Here is a 20327-nt window from a genome sequence, read left to right on the forward strand (position 1 = left end):
TCACGCGCGCCGTGCGGCCAACCGCCACATCGGGACGAGGACCCGGCCCTGCTCGTCGACGTCCAGCGCGTCGAGCGCGGTCGGGTCCGGCTTTTCGTCCTGCGAGACGGCGGCGACCGCGGCGATGAGGCCCTCGCGGCTCATCGCGGTGGTGTAGACGGCCGGTTCGAGCACGGTGATCGTCCAGCCGTTGCCGACCGTTTCGCGCAGGTTCTGCTCGGTAATCCGGTACGGCACCGGGAAATTCGCCGGCACCGCGTCGGAGAAACAGAACACGTTCAGCTGCGCGCCGGGCTTGGTCGCGCGCAGGAGGGCCGCCACGTACGCGTGCCGCTGTTCTTCGTCGAGACAGTGGTAGAGCGCGCTGTCCAGGACCGCGTCGAAGCGGCCTTCGTACCCCTCGAGGCGGGTTGCGTCCGCCTGGTCGAAGGTGAGGTCCAGGCCTCGCTTCGCGGCCGTCTCGCGAGCCCGTGCGAGTGCGGACGGCGCGCCGTCGAGACCGGTCACCCGGTGCCCGCGAGACGCGAGGTACATCGCGTTTTCGCCGAGGCCGCAACCGATGTCGAGCACGTCGCCGTGGAATCCGCCGTCCGCTTCGAGCGCGACCACCGCGGGCTGCGGGCCCGCGATGTCCCACGGAACCTTCTCCCCGATCGGGGTCTTGCCCTGGTACATCTCCTCGAAGTCGACGTCCGTCACGTCCATCCGGGGCCTCCTATTCAACGGGTGATGATTTAACGCTAGCGGACGGGGCCGGTGATCTGTCAACAGCCCGCGGGAATACCTGCCCGATTCTCGGAGTAGAAGAAGGCATGGATTTCGGCATCTCGACGTTCGTGACCGACGAAGGCATCCGGCCCGACGTGCTGGGCGAGGCGGCGGAGGAGCGCGGCTTCGCGTCCCTCTTCCTCGCGGAGCACTCGCACATCCCGGCGAGCCGCGAAACGCCGTACCCCAGCGGGGGCGAGCTGCCGCGGGTCTACTACCGCACGCTCGACCCGTTCGTGGCGCTGACCGCCGCCGCGGTGAACACCTCGGACCTGGTGCTGGGCACCGGTGTCGTGCTGCTGATCCAGCGCGACATCATCCACACCGCGAAGGAGGTGGCCTCCCTCGACCTGGTGTCGCGCGGCCGGTTCTCCTTCGGCGTCGGGGCCGGCTGGAACCGGGAGGAAATGGTCAACCACGGCACCGATCCGAAGACCCGGGGCGCGCTGCTGAACGAGCAGATCGCCGCGTTGAAGGCGATCTGGACGCAGGAGCAGGCGGAGTTCCACGGCAAGCACATCGACTTCGACCCGATCTTCGCGTGGCCGAAGCCGGTGCAGACGCCGCATCCGCCGATCCTGGTCGGCGGCGCGAGCGACGCGACGCTGAAGCGGCTGATCGAGCACGGCGACGGCTGGATCCCGAACCCCGCGGTGACGCCGGACGAGGTGCGCCGCGTTCGCTGGCAGCTCGCTGAAGCCGGGCGCGCGGACATGCCCTCGACGCTGTTCGGCGGACCGGCCGACGCGGACGCGATCAAGCAGTACGCCGACGCCGGACTGGACCGGTACGGCTTCATGCTGCCGACGCTGCCGGAAGCGGAAACGCTGGCGCTGCTGGACGAATACGCCCGCCTCGCCGCCGCTTTCCGGGCTGAGTAGCTGTCCGTGAGGGGAACCCTGAGGGAATCAGATTCCCTCAGGGTTCCCCTCACGGACTTCATCAGCGTGGCAGGCCGAGCACGCGTTCCGCGGCGGCGGACAGCAGGACTTGCGTGGTGCCGCCCGCGATCGACAGGCAGCGCGTGAGCAGAAACTCTTGCGCTGCCGGGGTTTCCGCCACCAGCTCAGGGGCGAGATCGAGCGCGAACTCCGCCGTTTCCTGCCGATGCCGGACCCCGAGCAGCTTCGCCACCGATGATTCGGCACCCGGTCCGAGCCCGTCCAGCCGCCGCAGTGTCGCTCGCAGATCGAGCACCGAACACGCGCTGCCTTGTCCGATCAGTGCGCCGAGCCGGTCGCGATCCACGTCTTCCGGAGCCGATTCCAGCAGTGCTTCCACGTTCTCGCCCACCGCCGAGCCGCGGCCCAGTGCGACGCGTTCGTTCGCGAGCGTCGTGCGCGCCAGCTTCCAGCCCGCGCCGGGTTCGCCGACGACGTCAGCGTCCGGAACGAACACGTCGTCCAGGAAGACCTCGTTGAACACGCTCCGCCCGGTGATCTCGCGCAGCGGCCGCGTGGTGATTCCGTCGGCGCGCATGTTGACCAGAAAGTACGTAATTCCCTTGTGCTTCGGCACATCCGGGTCGGTGCGCGCGAGGCAGATCGCCCAATCCGCCTCGTGCGCGAGTGACGTCCACACCTTCTGCCCGGTCAGCAGCCAGCCACCGTCGGTCCGGCGCGCCACGGTGCGCAGCGACGCGAGATCCGAGCCGGCGCCTGGCTCGGAGAACAGCTGACACCACGTCACTTCGCCGCGCAGCGTCGGTCCGGCGAAGCGTTCGCGCTGGTCGTCGGTGCCGTGCGCGAGAATCGTCGGGACCGCCCAGCCGCCGATCACCAAGTCCGGCCGCCGGACGTCCGCCGCCGTCAGCGCGGCGTCGATCCGCAGTTGCGTCGCCGCGTCCGCGCCCCTGCCGTACGGCTGGGGCCAGTGCGGGGCCAGCAAACCCGAGTCCGCGAGCGCAGTGCGCCGGTTTTCTTCAGGTAGGGCAGCGATTTCCGCGACCAGCCGGGTCACTTCGGCGTCCTCGCCGACGTTCACCCCGAGCGTCCGCCGCTGCCCGGCCAACGCCAGGTCCGCGGCCCGCTTCCGCCACCGTTGCGAACCGCCGAGCCACTGCCGCAACGCCAGCGCGCGCCGCAGGTACAGGTGCGCCTCGTGCTCCCAGGTGAACCCGATTCCGCCGAGTACCTGGATGCAGTCCTTCGCGTTCTCGACCGCAGCGTCCAGCGCCACCGCCGCCGCGCTCGCGACGGCCAGCGGATCGCCGACCGACGAAGCCGCGTCCCAGGCCAGCGCTTCGGCGGCTTCGGTGCGGCACAGCATCTCCGCGCACAGGTGTTTCACTGCCTGGAAAGCGCCGATCACCTGTCCGAACTGTTCGCGGACCTTGGCGTACTCGACGGCCGTCGTCAGGCACCAGCGCGCGACGCCCGCTGCCTCCGCGACCGCGAGCGTTGCCGCGAGATCGCGGACGTCCGGCAGGTCGAGGACCTCGCCCGGCAGTTCGGACTTGACGCGCCCCAGCGACCGGGAAAAGTCGAAGGGAGCCAACGGTTCCACCGCTGCCCCGGGCGGTACCAGGACGTACTGATCGCCCCGAGGTGCGAGCAACCACGAACCAGCGTCCGCGCCAGGGACGGTCGCCGATTCGTCCAGTTGCACCGCGACCTGAACAGTCCCGTCGGCGATCTCGGCGGCGAGTTCCTTCGCCTGCTCGGCGAGCAGGAGCCCGGCCAGCGCGGTGCTCAGCAACGGCCCCGGCACCAGCGCTTCCGCCGCGGCGGCGAGCCCGGCCGCGAGATCCGCGACAGTCCCGTCCGCGCCGTTCACCGACGCAGGCAACGCGACGCCGGTGAGGCCGCGCGCCGCGAACCCGTCCGGCATGCTGGCGCCAGTGGTTTCGGCCGCACGCACAGCGGCGACCGGATCGTGTGCCGCTGCCCAGGCTTGCACGGCGGCAGCGAGCGCGGTTTGTTCCTCGGTGAGCGCGACCGGCATCGGTCTCCTCCTCGCGGGTACAGAGCTACTAGCGAGTGTAGAACGTGTTACAGTTTTTCCGCCAGGCAGTCGAGAGTTGAACCTTTCTCCAGGGCAGGTACGCTAAGCCGGAAACTGGAACGAGTTCCGCAAGACTGTTTGAGCGACGACAGAGGGGAATGGCGATGCCGGGGAAGGCGAAAACGCCGGCGACGAAAACGCGGGCGAACGGCCTCGGCGCGATGGGCGAGGAACTGGGCTCCGCGGCTCAGCGGGACCGCCGCCGCCGCATTATCGACGCGACTCTCTCGCTGGCCTCCAAGGGCGGCTACGACGCGGTGCAGATGCGCGCGGTCGCCGAGAAGGCCGGCGTCGCGCTGGGCACGCTGTACCGGTATTTCCCGTCGAAGATTCACCTGCTCGTGTCGGGTCTGGCGCAGCAGTTCGAAGCCGCGCACGAGAAGATCCAGCGCAGCGCGATCCCCGGGGAAACCCCCGCCGAGCGCTTGATGTTCGTACTGGGCCGCAACACCCGCCTGATGCAGCGCGATCCGCACCTCACCGAGGCGATGGTGCGCGCGTTCATGTTCGCCGACACGTCCGCAGCCGCCGAGGTCGAACTGGTCGGCAGGCTGATGGAAGACATGTTCGCGAGCGCGATGGGCATCGACGACCCGACCGAAGCGGACCGCGACATCTTCCACGTAGTAGCCGACGTATGGATGGCGAACCTGGTCGCCTGGGTAACCCGCCGAGCCTCCGCGGCAGACGTGGCAAGCCGCCTGGAACTCTCCGTGCACCTGCTCCTGGACAAGTAACCGTAGGTGAGGGGAACCCTCACAGACTCTGATTCCCTCAGGGTTCCCCTCACAGCCCTGCAACCGGCTCCCACGCCCCCCCCCACTATCGAGGCACCCACACCTCCCCCGCACCCCGATACGAAGCCTTCCCTGCGGTTCGGGGGTGCTTGTCAAGGCATCTTGCCCAAACCCTGAAACTGACACCTTTTCACCCGTTTGGCTCACGAAACCGGGTTTCCCCAGGTCCACGGGGTGCCAGGCGCGCCGGATAGCCGACCTCGGGGCGGATCAGGCGTGCCTGATCTCCACGGCCTCGCCGAACGTCAAACGGTCATGCCGCTTGCAGAGCAGGCGCGTCTTCCGGCGCTTGCCGGGCAGCCTCTCGCCGCTGACTGCGGGTTGCCGACAGTGCCAGCAGAAGCCGCCGCTGACGCTGACCCGTTGAACCCCGACCTCGCGAATAGCATCGCCGCTCATTTCTCAATAGTCGCTTCGGACGATGGTCGCGCGCAGTCCACGCCACTCGACCGAATTACCGAAGATTCGGGCTCATGATCGTTTAAGTACCTCGTTTGCGCAGGTAGGAGGTCTTTTTTCTGCTTTCCGGGTAGGGTCGCGCGCACCCAGCCAGGGGGTTCCCTGGTGCTGACCCGGACAGTAGTGAAGGGACCCGAAAAGTGGTTCACGGAAATCACGGCGTTGAAGCGCGTCCTAAATCAGACGAGGCGGAGGCACCGGCTGACCGGCACAAGCGCCGCAGGAGCCGGGTAGTTCGTGCGAGGCCGTCGCGGTCCGACAAGGCCGGTCCGACACCGGTCGTCGCCGAGGCTGTCCACATCTACCGGGTGGAGCTGTCGCTGGAGGACCCGAATATCGTGTTCGTCGCGCTCGTGGACGCACCCGATCCGGACGAGGCGGCCAAGGCCGCCGGCCTGCGGCTTCGCGAGATCGTCAAGGACGGGCACTTCATCACGCACTTCCACACGACGCTCGTGGACGACGAGTCGGACCTTCCAGCGCAGCGGCAGGGGGTGGAAGCGTGATCCGCGGCGAATTGCAGTCGGGCGAGCGGATCGTCCCGGCGAAACTCCTGCACGAGTGGAACATCGTCGTGCCGAAGGGGTGGACGGTGACTCTTCGGCCGGATCGGTTTGACCTGGCCCGAACCCCGCTGGACTTCGACCCGGGGACGTACTCGGCGCACGACTACATGGCGTACCTCGAAAAGCGGTTGATGTTCGTCGTCGTGGCGGCCGAAGTGTTCGATGGCGCCCAGAGCTTGGCGTACCTCGAAGCCGAAGGCATCGACTGGCGGCAGGACGAACCACCTCACCTGTACATCGGCGACGCGAACGTTGACGAGCTGATGTCCGACGGTGACCGCAGGGAGCTGGTCTCCGAGGTCGTCGCGTTGGCGGAGCGGGAGGCGGGCCTGTGAGCGACGAGCGACCCGTCCTGTACGGCATTCGGGCCGTGGTGCTGCGGTCGTGGGTCAGCGCTCTGCCGAACCCGAGTCACGTGATCAGCGGCGACCCCGACGTTCGGGACGTGTACCTCGTGGGCGATGGCATCCCGACGGTTTATCCCGTGCACCGCGACACGCCAATCGTCGTGCTCGGCGAGACCACGCCGGGCTACGTCGTCGCCCGCCCGGCATCCCGGTGCCCCGCCGACCGGAACGGATACATGGCCAGCGGCGCGTACATCGTCCAGTCCGGCTGCTCGGAGGAATGGGAATCGGTGTTCGGGCACCTGCTGCCGATCCCGTTGCATGACCGTGCGGAACGGAGGGGACGGTGATGGCGACTGTGTACCGCAGGATCACCCCGGACAACTACGCCGCCGCTCTGGCCGAGGCCGAAGCCGCCGTGCCGCCTGCCGAGGCGAAGCGGGATCGGCTGAAGCGCGCGTACGAACAGCGGGTCGCCCCGCGCTCGGAGGCCGAGACCGATCCGGCCAGCGCCTTCCGTCGCAGGACTCCGGGTCAGGCCAGGAAAGCGGAGAAGAAGTTCGAGCTGGACATGGAGGCGTACAAGGCATACGAGGCCGCGGAGCGGGAGTACAACCTCTGCGCCTCGCGGGCATTGCGGCTGCGCCAGTCGGCCCCGGTGCCCTACACCGAGGAACAGTTGCGGGCGGCGGTGGCCGTGCGCACGGATGACGGCTGGTTCAAGCTGCTGAAGGTCAACAAGGTGACGGTCGGCGTCGATGCCGGGTTCCCGTGGCCGCACAAGATCCGGCGCGAACTGGTGCTCGAAGTCAAGGAGGCCGCTCCCGAGCCGGAGGAAGGCGACGCTTCCAGCCCGGACACATCGACCGGCGACGAGGCCGAGGAAGTCCGGCGCGCGGTGTCGATGTTCCAGGTTGCGGCGGACTGCGGGGGCGACGACGCCGAGCACGATGCGGCCGTCGCACTGGCGCGAGCGGCACTGAACCTGGCCGACACCGTCGAACCGGGCAGCCCGGACGGGGAGGTCTCCGATGGCCAATGAGCCGGATTTCGCCGAGGTGGGCCGGAAGGCGTACCTCGCGGGCGAACCCGCCGCCCCCGCGCTCAACGCGGTCGTCCGCGACGCGATCAAGGACATGGCGGTCGGCACCGGAGCGGCGGACATCATGCTCGCGTTCCAGAAGGGATGGACCCAAGCCAGCATCGAGGCCGAGCCCACGGTCCGCTTCGGATCGCCGGTCAACCCCGGGAACACCGCGTGCCCGAGCAGGGCGGCGGACCCGGTCCTGACCGACGATCCGCGCGCGGTGACGTGCGAGTCCTGCCGGGACTCCGAGGACTGGACCGCGTACGCCGAGATGGCCGAATTCGCGGCCAGGCTGCCTGAGGCGACGGAGACCGAGCCGGACCGCATCGCGATCCTGCGGGAGGTGCGAGAGAAGTTCACGATGCGCAAGATCGACGGCGTCCCAATAGATCCGCAGACCGCGAACGCGATCCTCACCGTCTACGACGCGGACGCGATCAAGGCCAAGCCGGAGTTCCGGGAGCGGTTCGCAGCGCTCCCGATCCTGCGGATGGCCGAGGTTGTGTGGCGGCTCGTGTCCTGACCGCGCGCTGAGAGCAACGGAGGGGTCCCGACCATCTGGCCGGGACCCCTCCCATTAAGAATAAATTCAAAATAATTCTGATTATTTATAAATATAAAGTTTATATCCCGAACGCTCCGGAAGATGCCTGCGTGAGTATTTGACTCCGCCAAGTGAACTGCCAGAAATACCACTTAAACACTTTGCCGCCTTCCCGTTTTCCCACTTTCCCGACTAAGCAGGAATACTTCGCTCAATGAAGTCCGGGCATGGCCAACTAGGATCGTCGGAAGTGGATGCCGCGAGGTGTCAGGTGTCATAGGACACATGACACCTGCGGAAACGGCATCCGATAGCGACGACATCGCCATCGGAGAGCCTGCCGGTCCGGAGCGTTTGTCATCTGTTCGGAGTACTTTCTCCGTGTCCACCGCGGGTGGACGTGGAAAACAATCTGAACCTCTCTGTTGCGCCGCGTTGACGAAACTGGATGCATGTGGTTAACGTTGGTTGGCAGACACCGAAAACCCGATCCAAGCGCACCGCGCAGACGCCCACTCCTGCCGCCCGCTGCGCCACCGAATGAACTGGAAGGCAGTCCGTCATGACGGTCTCCGTGCGCGTTCGCGACCTGCCGGCGTTGGCCGAGCAGGTCAACGCGGCAGGCAGCCAGCGATTGCTCGCGAGCAGGATCGGGATCAGTCCGACCGCGATCAACCTGTTGATGCAGGGCAAACGGACCACGGTCCGCGTGGACACGGCCGCCGGGATCGAAGACGCGCTCGGGGCTCCCCGGGGTTCGCTGTTCGTGTTCACCGACCTCGATCTGGTCGGCCCGTACGCCCGCGACGAAGCGGACGCGGCATGAGCACGGCCCCGAATCGCGAGTGGACGGAGCGGTTCTTCGCCGAGCGCGGCCAGACGATGACCGGCGAAACCTGGGCTGCGATCGAGACCAATGTGGACGCCGCGCCGCGGATACCGAACGTCGTGCTCGCTCGTGCTGCGGCGGTGATCCGGCCCGTGCCTCCGCCTGCCGATGCCCCGAGCACGCGGGGCGGCTCCCAACGCCCGCGTTCCCGGCAGGCGACGCGCGCGGCCTGACCAGCGCACAGGCCGCGCAGGCGTGGCCCGCCCCGCAGTGAGCGCCCCCGCTCCTGCGGGCGGGCACGCCATTCCCACCTTCTCCTCACCGAGAGGCAATCCGCCATGGGCGAACGCCCTTCGCATGCCCAAACCGTCCGCGCCGCCGTGGTCGAAGCACCGCTGTGGCTGTTCTGGCGGCTGGCCTACGGCCTCGACCGCGCCTGGAACGGCACGCGCGGCCAGGTCGGCTCCGCCGCCCGCGCCTACCGCGAATCCCCGACCGTGCAACGACGCCTGGTCCTGCTCTCGGCCGCACAGACGGTGCTGCTGCTCGGGCTGGCCGTCCTCGCCGTGTCGTTGCTCGTCTGAAAGGCCGTTCGATGACCACCGCAGAACCGCCCGGCATCGCCGCGATGCGCGACCAGCAGGACCCGGACACCCCGCTGTTCAACGACCTCATCTCCGAGCGCGACCCCGACGTCATCGACGGCCTCGGGCAGGGATGGCCACCGGCGGCGACTTCGTCCGACGACGGACCGGAATCGGAGGAGGCGGACGACGCCGAGCCCGCCGCGAGTCCCGGAGCCGAGACGGAACCGCAGGAGGACGAACCCGCAGAACCGCCCGGCGACGCGTCGGAGCCCGCCCTCGACCCTGCTCCAACGCTCGCCGAGTAGGCCCCGGTCCCCACCGGCCTTCATTCGCCTCGCGCTACCCGGAGAGAAACAAATGCACCCCGATCCGCCTCGGCCTTCCCGCGTCGTTCGGCTCGATGCCGTGAAAGACCGCGTCGAGCAGCTCCTCCGACGCAGACGCGCGATCAGCTCCGGCCAGGGACGGGCCAGGAACGAACTGGACGACATCGACGCTGAACTCGATGCCCTGCTCGGCGCTGCCGACGTCGGCACTCTCGACGGGCAACCGGTCGTCGAGCGCCGGGCCAGGAAACGGCCCCCCGTCGACGTAGGCCGCCTGCTCCGCGACCACCCCGAGCTGGCGGACGAGTACCGGAGCACTGAGGGCAACACCGAACTGAAGTTTCCCCGCCGAACAAAGGACCGCCGCTCGTGATCCCTCTCAGCGCCCGCACCGGCCACCACGCCGAACAGGAGATCCGGCGGTGACCGCGAAGGAGGTGAACGGGATCCCGGTCGTCTCCGACGAACCGCGCCGCGTCCCGTTCTCCGACAACGGCGGGAACCCTGTCTTCCTGCAGCAGACCCGCGTCCTCACCCTCGCGGACGGCACCACGACCTACGGATGCCGGACCTGCGACTACACGAACGACAACCCGAACTCGATCCGGCCGCACCTGATCAAGCACAAAAGCCGCAAGAACAGCCGCGCGACGCCGGAGCCGCTGGACCTCCCACTGTCGGAACTCATGGAGCGGCTGAAGAAGCTCGACCAGATCACCGAGGACCGGGACGCGTGGAAGACCCGTGCCCAGACCGCGGAACGCCGTCTCGCCCAGCTTCGCAACGCCCTCGGGGTGTCCGCGTAAGCGCACCGGGAACCTCAGCCACGAAAGGAGAATCGTGTCGGTCAAGCTCCATCCGGCCCTGCCCGCCGACGACCGCAACGGACTGCCCGCCATCGCCGCGTCCCTGATCGAACGTCCCGATGACGTGCATGTCGCGGTCCTGCTCGTCCGGACGAAAGAGATCCGCACCAACGCCCGCACCGGCGACGTCGTGCCCACGGCGGAAATCCTGGCCTGCGAGGCGTACACCGGGACTACTGCCGACGCGGCGGCCCTGCACCGGCTGTTGCGCCGCCAGCACGAACGCCGCACCGGCAAAGTCGAACTGCCCCTCGAACTCGAGGAAGCCATCGACGGTCTCCGCCCGGCCGAGGACCCGGAGCCTGTCGATCGGCGGGATGACAGCGACCCGGACGGAGGCCCGTGGTGACCTCCGTCCGCGCCGCCGCACAGTTGCCGCAGCCGCCGTTCCCGATGCCCGCGACCGTGGTGTGCGAGTACTGCGGCCACGCGGCCGTGGCGTTCTGGCCGGGCCGCTACGTCGACCACGGCGGCGGAGTGGTCTGCACCCCGACCGCCGTGCGGCAGGTCCGGCGGGCCGCCGCGTGAGCGAGTACACGCCCCCGATCCGGCGGCGCAACCACGGCAAGGGCCATTCCTACGTGGACGCGCACGGCGTGAAAGTCCCCGGGGTGACGACGATCCTGTCCGACGGGGTGCCGAAACCCGCGCTGATCAACTGGTCGGCGCGCACGACCGCGGAGTATGCGATCGACCATTGGGACGAGCTGTGCGAGCTGGCGCCGTCCGCCCGGTTGAAGGCGCTGAACGGTGCGCGGTTCGCCGACCGCGACGCCGCCGCCAAGCGCGGCAGCGAGGTCCACGGCCTCGCCGAACGGCTGGTGAACGGGGACGAGGTCGAGGTCCCCGAGGCATTGGCCGGGCACGTCGACGCGTACGTGGCGTTTCTCGACGCGTTCCGGGTCGAACCGGTCCTGGTCGAGTTCGTGGTGATGTCGGACGCCTACGGGTGGGCCGGAACCGGCGACCTGATCGCGGACTTCCCGACGCTGGGCCTGCGGCTGCTGTGCGACATCAAAACCAGCCGCTCCGGCGTGTACGGCGAAACAGCCTGGCAGCTCGCGGGATACCGCTACGCCGACTACTACATCGACGCCGACGGCCGCCAGCAGCCGATGATCGAGGTCGACGGCTGCGCCGTGATCCACGTCCGCGCCGACGGCGCCGACCTGTACCCGATGACCGCCGGACCCGAGCAGCTGCGCGAATTCCGCTACATCCAACAGGTAGGGCGCGCGTGCGCCCGCTCCCGTGACTACGTCGGGGAGGTGATCCTCCCGCCCACGCTCGCGCAGGCCGGATAGCACCGGCCGCCCCGAACACCAGCACCGCACGTTCCGCGCACCACGCAGAAGCCCCTCTGCCTGCCCTCTGCTGCGCACCACCCGCAGACCGAGGACCAGATGAGCGAGCTTGCGCGCTACGACGCGCCCCACCAGATCACCCGACCTGCACAGGAATCTTCCGCACCGACCCCGCTGGACGAATGGGTCATCGTCGTGCGCGACGTGTCCAAACTGGCCGGACAGATCGCCGACACCCCATTCGTGCCGGACGGGATGCGCGGCAACCCCGCCGCCGTCACCGCCGCCATCCTCACCGGCCGGGAAATGGGTCTCGGCCCGATGACCAGCCTCCAGCACATCCACATCGTCAAAGGAAAGCCCGGCAAGAGTGCGGAAATCATGCGCGGGATGGTGCTGGCCGCCGGGCACCACATCCGCGACGTCGAGGTCACCGACACCCGCGCGATCCTGGAAGGCCGCCGCCGCGACGAGGAGACCTGGACCCGCGTGACCTTCACCGCGGATCAGGCCAAGCGGGCGCGGATCGATCTCGGCGGCTACCCCGAGGACAAGCTGTACGCGCGCGCCACCACACGACTCTGCCGGCGGAAGTTCGCCGACGTCGTCGGCGGAATCGCGCTCACCGTGGACGAGCTGGAGGACGGCGAAATCCCGGCCACCCCACAACCCGCCCTGACACCCCCGGCCGGTACGGCCGGACCCGAAACACCCCCGGCCCCCAAACGCACCGCAAAACGCCGTACAGCCACGAAAAACCCCGCCCCCGGGGCCAAGTCCACCAGTGCCCCCACCCGGCCCGAGACGCCGCCGGAAGAACCGGCCGCGACTCCGGCCCCTGACGCGGCCCCGCCGCCTGCCCTGCCCGGCGAGGACGACCCCGGCGATTCCGTACCGGCCGAAACCAGCGACGGCGACGACGGGGAGAAGGTCTCCCGGTCCCAGCTCGACAAGATCCACGCCCAGCTCGGCGACCTCGACGTCAACGGCCGCGCCGACAAGCTGAACACCGTCAGCCTGCTCGTGCAACGTCCGCTGCCCTCGTCCAACGACCTCACGAAATTGGAGGCCGCACAAGCGATCGACATCCTTGCCCGGGTCCTCGACAGCGAGGAGCCGGGCCGGACGCTGGACGCCGTGCTCGGCGAGCTGGGGTCCTGATTCGCCATGCCGTGGTTCAAAGTGGACGACAAGTTTCACTCGCACAACAAGATTCGCAAGGTCCTCGCGGACGAACCCGCCGCCCTGGCCCTATGGGTAGTCGCTGGCTCGTGGTCGTCGGACAACCTTACCGACGGGTTGATCCCAGACCACCAGCTCCCGTGGCTGTTCCCGGACGGCGCGGGCGAGCTGGCTCAGAAGCTGGTGAGCGCGCGTCTCTGGCGTCGGGTGCGCGGAGGCTACGAGTTCCACGAATGGCGATCGGACTCCGACGGAACGAAAAGGAACCCGACTCGGGATGAGGTCGAGCGGGAGCGCAAACAGAAGGCGGCGGCCGGGCGGAAAGGCGGTCTGGCGAGCCGGAAAGGCCGCCCCGCCGGCGAATCTGCAGTAAGCAGAAGCGAAGCACGTGCTTCAGCACCCGCTCCAGCAGACGGTGAAGCACCTGCTGACGGTGTGCTTGAACTCCCGACCCGACCCGACCGGGAGGTCTTACAGACCTCCCCGGGAGGGCGGGGCGACGCGCGTGCGCGCGAGACGCGCCGCGCTCCGCCCTCCCCGTCCCGGGCACCCGCCGCAGCACGAGCGTCACCGGCTGCGGCCCGGTGCGTCGAGCACGAGTTCGACGACGACCCGCCCCGGTGCGGGGCGTGCGCCCGCGCCCGCCGCGTCGCCGAGCAGAACGACCACGAACGCCGGGTGGACGCCCGGGTCGCCGCGCTGCGCGCCACCCGCGCCGACAAACTCCGCGCCATCGAGAACTGCCCGCTCTGCGACCAGGGCGGCTACCGGGGCACCGCCCTGTGCAACCACGATCCCGGTGCCGAAGACCGCGCCACGCGCGGCCGGTCGCTGATCAACGACCTCATGGGCTGGAACGCCCGCAAACCGGAGCCGCCATGACCGACCTCGCGCCCTGGCGCGGAACCTGCGGGATCTGCGGCACGCCCGTGCTCTGGGCGGCCACGCCCGCCGGGAAACCCGTGCCGGTCAACCCCGAGCTCGCGCCCGAATGCGGCACTCTCGCCCTGTCCGTCCACCACGGACAGCTCATCGCCGGGGCGCTGCGCCGCAACCAGGCCGCCGGAGCCCGCGCCGCCGGGCTCCCGCTGCACGCCAGCCACCTCACCGACTGCCCGCACGCCGACCAGCCCCGGAGACCACGATGACCGGCCCCGAGCACTACGCCAAAGCCGAAGCCTGTTTCGCCGAAGCCGACCGCGACGGCCCGTCCTATGAAGACGCCGGACTGTGGCTCGACCTCGGCATCGGGCACGCCCTGCTCGCCATCGCCGCCGCCCTCGACCCGCACCGGGAGCAGGAGCGCTGATGCAGATCCGGATCGAAGCCACCCCCGACGAAGCCGCCCACGCCGCCGCCCGGATCAGCACGGTCCTGGACGTGCGCGAGACCAGCCGGTTCTACCCGAACCGCGGTTCTTCGCGTCTCGGCCGGGTCTTCCTGACTGTCGCCGACCCTCCCGCCGGCTCCGGCGCGGTCCGCGCCCGCGCCGAACGCACGGACCCGACCGGCCGCTCCTGGAATCAGCTCCAACGCGCCGAACACCGGGCCGACCTCACCGCCGAAACCGAATGGGGACCCGCATGACCACCCTCGACCGCCAGACCCGCGCCGAGATCGGCCGCGCCAGCCACCGGCGCGGCAAAGAAGCCGAACAGGCCGTCGCCCGCTGGCTGCGCGAGCACGGCTGGCCCGACGCCCAGCGCACCGTCCGCACCGGCTGGAAAGTCGGCGACCGGCGATCCGCCGACCGGGGCGACATCGACGGCACGCCCCGCCTCGCCTGGCAGGTCAAGACCGCCGCCGCCGATTTCACCGACGCCGCCGTCCTGGCCGTGCTCGCCGACACCGCCGGGCAAGCCGTCGCGGCCGGAGCCGACTACGGCATCGTCGTGCAACGGCGCACCGGCAAGACCGACCCCGGCCGCTGGCACGCCTGGATTACCGCCGCCGACCTGCACGCGCTCATCGAGGCCGCCCGCGAACCTGACCGCCTGCCTACCGTCGAACCCCGGCTCGACGCGCCCGTGCGGATGCTGCTGCGCGACCTCGTCCCGCTTCTGCACGCGGCCGGATACGGGACCCAGTCGTGACCTGCCCCGCCGGGCGGCTGCACCCCCGCACCTCGCGCAACGCCGCATACGCCCGGGACCGGTCGAACTCCGGCAGGCCGCCCGAGCCCACGTCAGCGCGCCACGCGCGCAGCATCCGGCGCAGCCGCAGCTGAGCCCGAAGATTCCGCACCAGCCCCACGATCCTCACCTCCAGCTCTCCCCGGCAAGGTCGCGACACGCCGACCAGCCGTTACGCCCTGCTCCGCCGGCATTCCCCGACCAGCCACAGGCCGAACACCCTGGAGAACACCCGCATGACCGAGTTGCACCGCTGTCACCGCGGCCCCCGCTGCGCCCAGCGCGAACCCGACCCGACCACCCCGCAGATCAAGCACGGAGCGGCCATCAACGCCGCCGAAGGGCTCTGCGACGCCTGCACCCGCCACCTCCGCCAGGCCATCGCCGACATGCCCCGCAACTACCTCGACCTCGAACTCGCCCTCGCCGGAATCCGCGACGGGCTCCGCCAAAACGTCGCCGGAACCCGGGACCCCGCCGTCCCCATCGCGCTCGGCATCGACGCCGCGCAACGCGAACTCGTCCACGAAGCCCAATGCTGGGCCGAATCCGTCGCCGACGTCCTGCACGTCGACTGGGACACCCAAACCGCCCGCGACAGCCGCCCCGGCCCCGTCCTCGAACACGCCGCCCTGCTGCTGGAGAACTCCCTCAGCGTGTTCCTCGCGCTGCGCGGCGTCGTCCACACCGGCTGGAGCGACGGCGAATGGACCACCCTGGACCGCGACGGCCTCGACGGCGCGGTCGTGCTGCTCGACCTGCACCACCGCATCCGCGCCCTCACCGGGCAACGCCGCCTCGTCCACCACCTGCCCGCCCCCTGCCCCCGCTGCGAACACCCCGCCCTCCGGCGCGACGACGGCGACGACGCGATCACCTGCGCAGCCTGCGGACAGCACTACACCTGGGACGAATACCAACGGCTCTGCACCCTGCTCGCCGAGGCCGTGGCATGACCGACCCGTGGCCCTGGCCCGGCGACAGCCCCCTCGACCGCGCCCGCCGCGTCGCCCGCACCTACCGCGACGCCCTCCAACGCGCCGACCCCCGAACCTGCGACCAGCTCGACGCGCGATGCCAGCAACTCGGCCAGAACTGGACCGTGCCGAAACCGATGACATTCGGCACCGACGACCTGCTCGACCTGGACGAGGTCGCCGACATGTGCGACGTCAAACCCGACACCGTCCGGCAATGGCGCCGACGCGGACTGCCCACAGTGGACACTCCCGACGGCACCCGCTACCAGGTCGCCGACGTCCTCGCCTACCACGCCGGACGACGCCGTCGACGCGCGAACACGGGCGTAAACCCTGATATGACAAGGGATTCATGACCAACCCGGGTGGCGCGCGAACGCGTGACTGTACTACCGTTCGCAGCAAGCACCCCCATGCCCGGACACCGGCGCAGGGGTGCACGGGGACGCGGAACTCGACCACCACAGGCGAGAACCGCACACGTCAGCGGCGGGCACCGCACCAGACGCCCGGCTCATCCAGCACGCGCGACTCTGACCGAAACCCTTCGCGGGTTGTGCAAGCCCGCCGCTGACGAACACCCCGACCGTCAATCCACTGTGGACATGACTCGATGCCCCACAGCCCGCCCCGCGTCTGCCCCACCTGCCGCGCCACTATCCCGCCCGGCCCCTGCCCGAACTGCCGACGCGAACAACAACGCCACAGCGACCAGCTCCGAGGAACCGCCGCCCAACGCGGCTACAACCACCACTGGCAGCGCAACCGCGCCGCGTTCCTGCGCGAACACCGGATCTGCGACCTCTGCCGACGACCCGCCACCGTGGCCGACCACTATCCCGAAACCCGCCGAGCGCTCGTTGACCGCGGAGTGCCCGATCCCGATGCCTGGCACCGGCTACGGCCGCTGTGCAAGCCGTGCCACGACCGGCACACTGCACTCACCAGCCCCGGAGGATGGAACCGCTAGCCGCCTTCTACGCCAACAACCACCTTCACGATTCCAGATCATCCATTAGCCGGTTCACCAGCTGGGCAAACTTTGGTCGGTCAGACCAGGAATGCGGAAGTGTGATTACTTCACCCGGCGAATCGTAGTGAAGTTCAATAGTCGCATTATACGGCCAGGAACCCGACTGATAACCGTTCTGCCATTCCGCATTCAAAAGTTTGGTTGCTCGCGCCACCTTGCGGGATGCAGATAGCGCGCAGCAATCGCCTCGACCACGCCTTCGCCTCAGCCGTCTCAGACTCTCCCAGGACAGCGCCGACGTCGGGCGAGTCCGTCCACACCGCGCGCACCACTGACCTCTCAGTGAAGAGAATCGCCTCACCAGAGATCAACGAAGCGTCAGAGCCAGAACCAAGCACCTGGTGCAGGTCATAAAAGACACGCTCTCGCCCAAGCGACAACGCATCGATACGCCTCAACACGTGCGGCGGAAGAACATGATGAGTTCCAAGCGTCCGCACCGCAGCGAAGCCCTCGCGGAGCTCTTGGAGTGAGTCGTCGACCATTCCGGCACCTTTCGGCCAATCGCCTGTGGCCAATCAGTCGCCCGTGACCGAGTCCGCGTTACAAAGCCTCACCGCCTTCGGCCTTCTCGGTGATCGCGTCCCACAAAACCCATTGAGCATGCGGCGTCCCGCCGCACCCGGCAGGGCCGAGGATGAAGACCACGTACCCGATCTTGTGCCCCGTCGTCGTCCGCGCCCGCATCGCCAGCTTCGCCGGAACGGTCGCCTGAAAATCGACAGCACCAGGCACGGTCACCTCCGAGGGCTCGACCGGATACACCTTCGCCAGGTCGAGCAGCACCTCCCGCTGCGGGCGATACATCGTCAGATCCTTGGGACTCTCGGGCGCACCGCCCGAGCTGTCCGGCAAGCTGTAATCCATACGCAATAGTCGAACATGCGTTCGACTATTGCGCAAGATTGATGACGCTCACGATGTAGCGCTCAGCAGGCGCTCGACCGACTACAAGGCGTGAAGCCGAAGACAGCGACCGAGTTGGTAACCGCCCTCGCGCGACGGTGGCGAGACCGCGGAGGCACCTGGTGGTGGGCGATCGTCGTCATCGTCATCCCCGTCACGCTGATCGCCGCGGCCGCCGTGACCCTGCTGCTGCTCTACGTCGAACCCAACACACAGCCACCGGACGCGGTCGCGGTCATGCGCAACAAGCTCGACGTCATCAAAGTCGGCCTCTCTGTCGGGGCCGGCACCGGCGGCATCGTGGCACTCGTGCTCACCGGACGACGACAGTCCACAACCGAACACGACGCCACCGAACGCCGACTCACCGAGCTATACGTCAAAGCCGTCGAACAACTCGGCTCCGACAAACCCGCCATCCGCCACGGCGGCCTCTACGCTCTCGAACGCGTCGCCCAAGACAACCCCGACCACCGCCAAACCGTCGTCGACGTCATCTGCGCCTATCTACGCGCGCCATTCCAACTACCCGGCATGCCGCGCCCTCGAAACCGGCCTGGCATCCACCGCCCTCTGGCGACGAACAAGGCCTCTCGAAGCCGTACCACACGTGGAGATCAACCTGCGTCGCAGAGCAGCATCGAGCTCGATGCTGACGCTCGACAAGAGCGCGAAGTCCGCCTCACTGCCCAACGTATTCTCACCAAGCACCTAAAGCCGGGCGGCGAACCGAAGCATCCAGCGAAGACTTTCTGGAAAGACATCAGCCTTGACCTCACCGGTGCCACCCTCATCGACCTTGACCTCGAACGCTGCCATATCAACGTGGGCATTTTTACCAACTCGACATTTACTGGACAAACTTGGATTAGCGAGGCAAATTTCAGCGGTGCCGCTTTCTTTGATAAAGCAACTTTCGTCGGTAGTACTTGGTTTGAGGAATCGAAGTTCACTAGAACTGCATGGTTCGACGACGCCTCCTTCGCTGGAGATGCTTGGTTTTCGAAAGCTACATTCTTCGGCGAAGCCATATTCGAGGGCGCAAGGTTCAGTAATCAAGTCGCAGAATTCGAAGGCACTAAATTCATTCGCGGAGCTCGATTCGAAAGAGCGAATTTCTCTGCCGCCTGGTTCAGTAAAGCGATGTTCTTCGACGATGCTCTGTTCGAAAAAGCGACGTTCTCCAGGGTCGCCCGGTTCGAAAAAGCGACGTTCGGTGGCAACGCCCGGTTCGAAGGTGCCACCTTCACGGACGACGGGTGGTTCGACGAAGCGACGTTCGCTGACGAAGCCTGGTTCGACGGAGCTAGCTTCGGCCACACCGCCTGGTTTGCCGATGCAACCTTCGGCAACACCTCGTTCCGCGAGGTCGTCTTCACGGGTGGTACGTGGTTCGACAGGACGAAATTCACCGGTGCCACCTTGTTCGACCGCGCCATGTTCACCGATCACACCTGGTTCGACGGGGCGATGTTCGATATATTGGCGCGCGCCGGAGGGGTGCGTGTTCGGATCAGTTCCACCGAAACGAATTCCGACTGTCCATCATGGCCGCTTGGGTGGACCTACGAAGCGTCAGACCTGGCACCGAGCGACAGTGAACCTCAGTGGGTTCGGCTGATCCCGGTGCCAGTCGTCCTCGGCTCGCCCGAACAGGTTGAGTGAGAGCAAGGGGGTAGAAATCGTCTAGGCGACCGCAGTGCCAGACCGCGCCGGTGGTCCCGCGTGCAAAAACCCGAATTTCGCGAACTCAGTGCAAACACCGAGGAGAAACCCTTGATCGACACGACCGGCCGCCACCCGGGAACGGCGAACATCGCCCGGTACTTCCGTTCCGAGCACCTTGCCGACGAGGGCGCGCGCTCGGTGGCTGAGCAGTGCCACGACTTCGCGGGCGCAGTGATCGATGCCTTGCCGGATGGACCAGAGCTGACGGCCGGACTGCGGAAGCTCTTGGAAGCGAAGGACTGTTTCGTTCGGGCCGCGCTGCCCGACGACGACAGCTAGCCCTCCGCACGACGAAGCCCCCGCGTGGTAGGCGGGGGCTTCGTGGTCTGCCGTTAGTTCAGGTCGTCCTGTACCGCGCGCTTCCACGCCTGTTCGGCGTCGTGCTTGGCCTGTTCCGGGGTGATTGCCTTGCCGGTGGCCAGGATGGCGCCAAAGGGGGTGCCCATGCCGACCTTCCAGGTGTGCGGGCTGTTGACGGCGACTTCGGCCCAGTAGTTCTCGGCGAGGTAGTCGTTCTCCGCCATGAGAAACCACGTGGCGCCGTCTTCCGTGGTTGCCTGCATCCATTCGGTTTCGAGGTTCTGGTTCATGGTGTCGTTCTCCTGTGTCCGGGTCTGTTTTCCTCGTGTGCCTTAATCTTCGACGCCGGGGCGCGATCCAGACCAGCGATCTTCGGTTCCGATCGTGTTCCGTAGGCCACGCGACGACGCGTGAGATCGTTGGCACCCAAAGGGAAACCCCCACGGCATCGCCGTGAGGGTCGCCCGGGTGACAAAGGTCGTTACTGTTTAGAGCGTGTCTCACTTGGATGGCGGTTGAGGTGCGAGCATGATCATGACTTGTGATGGACGAGTTGTCGCGACGATTGGTGCCCGACGAGTTG

31 protein-coding genes are annotated in these 20327 nt (G+C 67.9%); 26 read left to right on the forward strand and 5 right to left on the reverse strand.

Annotation, left to right across the window (positions count from 1 at the left end):
* Positions 1-705 carry a class I SAM-dependent methyltransferase gene (locus tag ACZ7SW_RS33145; RefSeq protein WP_470234288.1) on the reverse strand — a complete coding sequence of 235 codons (705 nt, stop codon included), beginning with the start codon at positions 703-705 and terminating at the stop codon, positions 1-3.
* A 107-nt stretch (positions 706-812) separates the two neighbouring features.
* Here ACZ7SW_RS33145 and ACZ7SW_RS33150 point away from each other — a divergent pair, with 107 nt between their 5' ends.
* Positions 813-1649, forward strand: a complete 837-nt coding sequence (locus tag ACZ7SW_RS33150) for an LLM class F420-dependent oxidoreductase (protein ID WP_470234289.1) — start codon at positions 813-815, stop codon at positions 1647-1649.
* Between the two features lie 61 nt (positions 1650-1710).
* Here the strand turns inward: ACZ7SW_RS33150 and ACZ7SW_RS33155 are convergent, their stop codons facing one another.
* Positions 1711-3711 (reverse strand): acyl-CoA dehydrogenase family protein, encoded by a 2001-nt coding sequence (locus tag ACZ7SW_RS33155; protein WP_470234290.1) that lies wholly within the window; start codon positions 3709-3711, stop codon positions 1711-1713.
* A gap of 158 nt (positions 3712-3869) precedes the next feature.
* On the opposite strand from ACZ7SW_RS33155, the gene kstR reads away from it, so the two are divergent.
* The gene (kstR, locus tag ACZ7SW_RS33160) at positions 3870-4508 is read left to right on the forward strand and encodes a cholesterol catabolism transcriptional regulator KstR (RefSeq protein ID WP_470234291.1); all 639 of its coding nucleotides are present in this window, start codon (positions 3870-3872) and stop codon (positions 4506-4508) included.
* A gap of 270 nt (positions 4509-4778) precedes the next feature.
* On the opposite strand, the gene ACZ7SW_RS33165 is transcribed toward kstR, so the two are convergent.
* Positions 4779-4967, reverse strand: coding sequence for a hypothetical protein (locus ACZ7SW_RS33165; RefSeq protein ID WP_470234292.1), 189 nt, complete (start codon positions 4965-4967; stop codon positions 4779-4781).
* Between the two features lie 368 nt (positions 4968-5335).
* On the opposite strand from ACZ7SW_RS33165, the gene ACZ7SW_RS33170 reads away from it, so the two are divergent.
* From ACZ7SW_RS33170 to ACZ7SW_RS33275, 22 genes are all read left to right on the forward strand, one after another.
* Positions 5336-5533, forward strand: a complete 198-nt coding sequence (locus tag ACZ7SW_RS33170) for a hypothetical protein (RefSeq protein WP_470234293.1) — start codon at positions 5336-5338, stop codon at positions 5531-5533.
* Positions 5530-5928 (forward strand): hypothetical protein, encoded by a 399-nt coding sequence (locus ACZ7SW_RS33175; RefSeq protein WP_470234294.1) that lies wholly within the window; start codon positions 5530-5532, stop codon positions 5926-5928. Before ACZ7SW_RS33170 ends, ACZ7SW_RS33175 begins: the two co-directional genes overlap by 4 nt.
* A complete protein-coding gene (locus ACZ7SW_RS33180) occupies positions 5925-6290 on the forward strand; it encodes a hypothetical protein (RefSeq protein WP_470234295.1) in 366 nt (121 codons plus the stop codon). The genes ACZ7SW_RS33175 and ACZ7SW_RS33180 overlap by 4 nt, the downstream gene beginning before the upstream one ends.
* Positions 6290-6982 (forward strand): hypothetical protein, encoded by a 693-nt coding sequence (locus tag ACZ7SW_RS33185; RefSeq protein WP_470234296.1) that lies wholly within the window; start codon positions 6290-6292, stop codon positions 6980-6982. Before ACZ7SW_RS33180 ends, ACZ7SW_RS33185 begins: the two co-directional genes overlap by 1 nt.
* Positions 6972-7550 (forward strand): hypothetical protein, encoded by a 579-nt coding sequence (locus ACZ7SW_RS33190; RefSeq protein WP_470234297.1) that lies wholly within the window; start codon positions 6972-6974, stop codon positions 7548-7550. Before ACZ7SW_RS33185 ends, ACZ7SW_RS33190 begins: the two co-directional genes overlap by 11 nt.
* Before the next feature lie 583 nt (positions 7551-8133).
* Positions 8134-8397, forward strand: a complete 264-nt coding sequence (locus tag ACZ7SW_RS33195; RefSeq protein WP_470234298.1) for a hypothetical protein — start codon at positions 8134-8136, stop codon at positions 8395-8397.
* Positions 8394-8633, forward strand: coding sequence for a hypothetical protein (locus ACZ7SW_RS33200; protein WP_470234299.1), 240 nt, complete (start codon positions 8394-8396; stop codon positions 8631-8633). The genes ACZ7SW_RS33195 and ACZ7SW_RS33200 overlap by 4 nt, the downstream gene beginning before the upstream one ends.
* Positions 8634-8738: 105 nt before the next feature.
* A complete protein-coding gene (locus ACZ7SW_RS33205; protein ID WP_470234300.1) occupies positions 8739-8984 on the forward strand; it encodes a hypothetical protein in 246 nt (81 codons plus the stop codon).
* Between the two features lie 11 nt (positions 8985-8995).
* Entirely contained in the window at positions 8996-9292 is a 297-nt protein-coding gene (locus ACZ7SW_RS33210; protein WP_470234301.1) for a hypothetical protein, read from the forward strand.
* 100 nt (positions 9293-9392) lie between these two features.
* Positions 9393-9686, forward strand: a complete 294-nt coding sequence (locus ACZ7SW_RS33215; protein ID WP_470234302.1) for a hypothetical protein — start codon at positions 9393-9395, stop codon at positions 9684-9686.
* A 49-nt stretch (positions 9687-9735) separates the two neighbouring features.
* Positions 9736-10119 (forward strand): hypothetical protein, encoded by a 384-nt coding sequence (locus ACZ7SW_RS33220; RefSeq protein ID WP_470234303.1) that lies wholly within the window; start codon positions 9736-9738, stop codon positions 10117-10119.
* 34 nt (positions 10120-10153) lie between these two features.
* A complete protein-coding gene (locus ACZ7SW_RS33225) occupies positions 10154-10528 on the forward strand; it encodes a hypothetical protein (protein ID WP_470234304.1) in 375 nt (124 codons plus the stop codon).
* Entirely contained in the window at positions 10525-10707 is a 183-nt protein-coding gene (locus ACZ7SW_RS33230) for a hypothetical protein (protein ID WP_470234305.1), read from the forward strand. The genes ACZ7SW_RS33225 and ACZ7SW_RS33230 overlap by 4 nt, the downstream gene beginning before the upstream one ends.
* Complete coding sequence (locus ACZ7SW_RS33235; RefSeq protein ID WP_470234306.1) at positions 10704-11483, forward strand: hypothetical protein; 780 nt, start codon at positions 10704-10706, stop codon at positions 11481-11483. Before ACZ7SW_RS33230 ends, ACZ7SW_RS33235 begins: the two co-directional genes overlap by 4 nt.
* A 99-nt stretch (positions 11484-11582) precedes the next feature.
* Positions 11583-12644, forward strand: coding sequence for a hypothetical protein (locus ACZ7SW_RS33240; protein ID WP_470234307.1), 1062 nt, complete (start codon positions 11583-11585; stop codon positions 12642-12644).
* 699 nt (positions 12645-13343) lie between these two features.
* Positions 13344-13547 (forward strand): hypothetical protein, encoded by a 204-nt coding sequence (locus ACZ7SW_RS33245; protein WP_470234308.1) that lies wholly within the window; start codon positions 13344-13346, stop codon positions 13545-13547.
* Positions 13544-13813: a hypothetical protein gene (locus ACZ7SW_RS33250; protein ID WP_470234309.1), complete on the forward strand. Its 270-nt coding sequence runs from the start codon at positions 13544-13546 to the stop codon at positions 13811-13813. Before ACZ7SW_RS33245 ends, ACZ7SW_RS33250 begins: the two co-directional genes overlap by 4 nt.
* Positions 13810-13974, forward strand: coding sequence for a hypothetical protein (locus tag ACZ7SW_RS33255; RefSeq protein WP_470234310.1), 165 nt, complete (start codon positions 13810-13812; stop codon positions 13972-13974). The genes ACZ7SW_RS33250 and ACZ7SW_RS33255 overlap by 4 nt, the downstream gene beginning before the upstream one ends.
* Positions 13974-14252 (forward strand): hypothetical protein, encoded by a 279-nt coding sequence (locus tag ACZ7SW_RS33260; protein ID WP_470234311.1) that lies wholly within the window; start codon positions 13974-13976, stop codon positions 14250-14252. The genes ACZ7SW_RS33255 and ACZ7SW_RS33260 overlap by 1 nt, the downstream gene beginning before the upstream one ends.
* Positions 14249-14758, forward strand: a complete 510-nt coding sequence (locus ACZ7SW_RS33265; RefSeq protein ID WP_470234312.1) for a hypothetical protein — start codon at positions 14249-14251, stop codon at positions 14756-14758. Before ACZ7SW_RS33260 ends, ACZ7SW_RS33265 begins: the two co-directional genes overlap by 4 nt.
* 275 nt (positions 14759-15033) lie before the next feature.
* The gene (locus ACZ7SW_RS33270; RefSeq protein WP_470234313.1) at positions 15034-15753 is read left to right on the forward strand and encodes a hypothetical protein; all 720 of its coding nucleotides are present in this window, start codon (positions 15034-15036) and stop codon (positions 15751-15753) included.
* The gene (locus ACZ7SW_RS33275; protein WP_470234314.1) at positions 15750-16133 is read left to right on the forward strand and encodes a helix-turn-helix domain-containing protein; all 384 of its coding nucleotides are present in this window, start codon (positions 15750-15752) and stop codon (positions 16131-16133) included. The genes ACZ7SW_RS33270 and ACZ7SW_RS33275 overlap by 4 nt, the downstream gene beginning before the upstream one ends.
* A gap of 1220 nt (positions 16134-17353) precedes the next feature.
* On the opposite strand, the gene ACZ7SW_RS33280 is transcribed toward ACZ7SW_RS33275, so the two are convergent.
* Positions 17354-17617: a hypothetical protein gene (locus ACZ7SW_RS33280; RefSeq protein WP_470234315.1), complete on the reverse strand. Its 264-nt coding sequence runs from the start codon at positions 17615-17617 to the stop codon at positions 17354-17356.
* A gap of 150 nt (positions 17618-17767) precedes the next feature.
* On the opposite strand from ACZ7SW_RS33280, the gene ACZ7SW_RS33285 reads away from it, so the two are divergent.
* Entirely contained in the window at positions 17768-19381 is a 1614-nt protein-coding gene (locus ACZ7SW_RS33285; RefSeq protein ID WP_470234316.1) for a pentapeptide repeat-containing protein, read from the forward strand.
* 111 nt (positions 19382-19492) lie between these two features.
* A complete protein-coding gene (locus ACZ7SW_RS33290; protein ID WP_470234317.1) occupies positions 19493-19723 on the forward strand; it encodes a hypothetical protein in 231 nt (76 codons plus the stop codon).
* Between the two features lie 53 nt (positions 19724-19776).
* Here the strand turns inward: ACZ7SW_RS33290 and ACZ7SW_RS33295 are convergent, their stop codons facing one another.
* On the reverse strand, positions 19777-20034 hold the full coding sequence (locus ACZ7SW_RS33295) for a hypothetical protein (RefSeq protein WP_470234318.1): 258 nt from the start codon (positions 20032-20034) through the stop codon (positions 19777-19779).
* Positions 20035-20327 lie beyond the last annotated feature (293 nt).

The sequence above is a fragment of the Amycolatopsis sp. NPDC114484 genome (genome assembly GCF_055633755.1).

What these genes read in the sequence shown, in the direction of transcription:
- ACZ7SW_RS33145 (WP_470234288.1), bottom strand. Translation starts at nt 705, where the DNA reads ATGGACGTGACGGACGTCGACTTCGAGGAGATGTACCAGGGCAAGACC.
- ACZ7SW_RS33150 (WP_470234289.1), top strand. Translation starts at nt 813, where the DNA reads ATGGATTTCGGCATCTCGACGTTCGTGACCGACGAAGGCATCCGGCCC.
- ACZ7SW_RS33155 (WP_470234290.1), bottom strand. Translation starts at nt 3,711, where the DNA reads ATGCCGGTCGCGCTCACCGAGGAACAAACCGCGCTCGCTGCCGCCGTG.
- kstR (WP_470234291.1), top strand. Translation starts at nt 3,870, where the DNA reads ATGGCGATGCCGGGGAAGGCGAAAACGCCGGCGACGAAAACGCGGGCG.
- ACZ7SW_RS33165 (WP_470234292.1), bottom strand. Translation starts at nt 4,967, where the DNA reads ATGAGCGGCGATGCTATTCGCGAGGTCGGGGTTCAACGGGTCAGCGTC.
- ACZ7SW_RS33185 (WP_470234296.1), top strand. Translation starts at nt 6,290, where the DNA reads ATGGCGACTGTGTACCGCAGGATCACCCCGGACAACTACGCCGCCGCT.
- ACZ7SW_RS33190 (WP_470234297.1), top strand. Translation starts at nt 6,972, where the DNA reads ATGGCCAATGAGCCGGATTTCGCCGAGGTGGGCCGGAAGGCGTACCTC.
- ACZ7SW_RS33195 (WP_470234298.1), top strand. Translation starts at nt 8,134, where the DNA reads ATGACGGTCTCCGTGCGCGTTCGCGACCTGCCGGCGTTGGCCGAGCAG.
- ACZ7SW_RS33200 (WP_470234299.1), top strand. Translation starts at nt 8,394, where the DNA reads ATGAGCACGGCCCCGAATCGCGAGTGGACGGAGCGGTTCTTCGCCGAG.
- ACZ7SW_RS33205 (WP_470234300.1), top strand. Translation starts at nt 8,739, where the DNA reads ATGGGCGAACGCCCTTCGCATGCCCAAACCGTCCGCGCCGCCGTGGTC.
- ACZ7SW_RS33210 (WP_470234301.1), top strand. Translation starts at nt 8,996, where the DNA reads ATGACCACCGCAGAACCGCCCGGCATCGCCGCGATGCGCGACCAGCAG.
- ACZ7SW_RS33240 (WP_470234307.1), top strand. Translation starts at nt 11,583, where the DNA reads ATGAGCGAGCTTGCGCGCTACGACGCGCCCCACCAGATCACCCGACCT.
- ACZ7SW_RS33250 (WP_470234309.1), top strand. Translation starts at nt 13,544, where the DNA reads ATGACCGACCTCGCGCCCTGGCGCGGAACCTGCGGGATCTGCGGCACG.
- ACZ7SW_RS33255 (WP_470234310.1), top strand. Translation starts at nt 13,810, where the DNA reads ATGACCGGCCCCGAGCACTACGCCAAAGCCGAAGCCTGTTTCGCCGAA.
- ACZ7SW_RS33260 (WP_470234311.1), top strand. Translation starts at nt 13,974, where the DNA reads ATGCAGATCCGGATCGAAGCCACCCCCGACGAAGCCGCCCACGCCGCC.
- ACZ7SW_RS33265 (WP_470234312.1), top strand. Translation starts at nt 14,249, where the DNA reads ATGACCACCCTCGACCGCCAGACCCGCGCCGAGATCGGCCGCGCCAGC.
- ACZ7SW_RS33270 (WP_470234313.1), top strand. Translation starts at nt 15,034, where the DNA reads ATGACCGAGTTGCACCGCTGTCACCGCGGCCCCCGCTGCGCCCAGCGC.
- ACZ7SW_RS33275 (WP_470234314.1), top strand. Translation starts at nt 15,750, where the DNA reads ATGACCGACCCGTGGCCCTGGCCCGGCGACAGCCCCCTCGACCGCGCC.
- ACZ7SW_RS33280 (WP_470234315.1), bottom strand. Translation starts at nt 17,617, where the DNA reads ATGTATCGCCCGCAGCGGGAGGTGCTGCTCGACCTGGCGAAGGTGTAT.
- ACZ7SW_RS33295 (WP_470234318.1), bottom strand. Translation starts at nt 20,034, where the DNA reads ATGAACCAGAACCTCGAAACCGAATGGATGCAGGCAACCACGGAAGAC.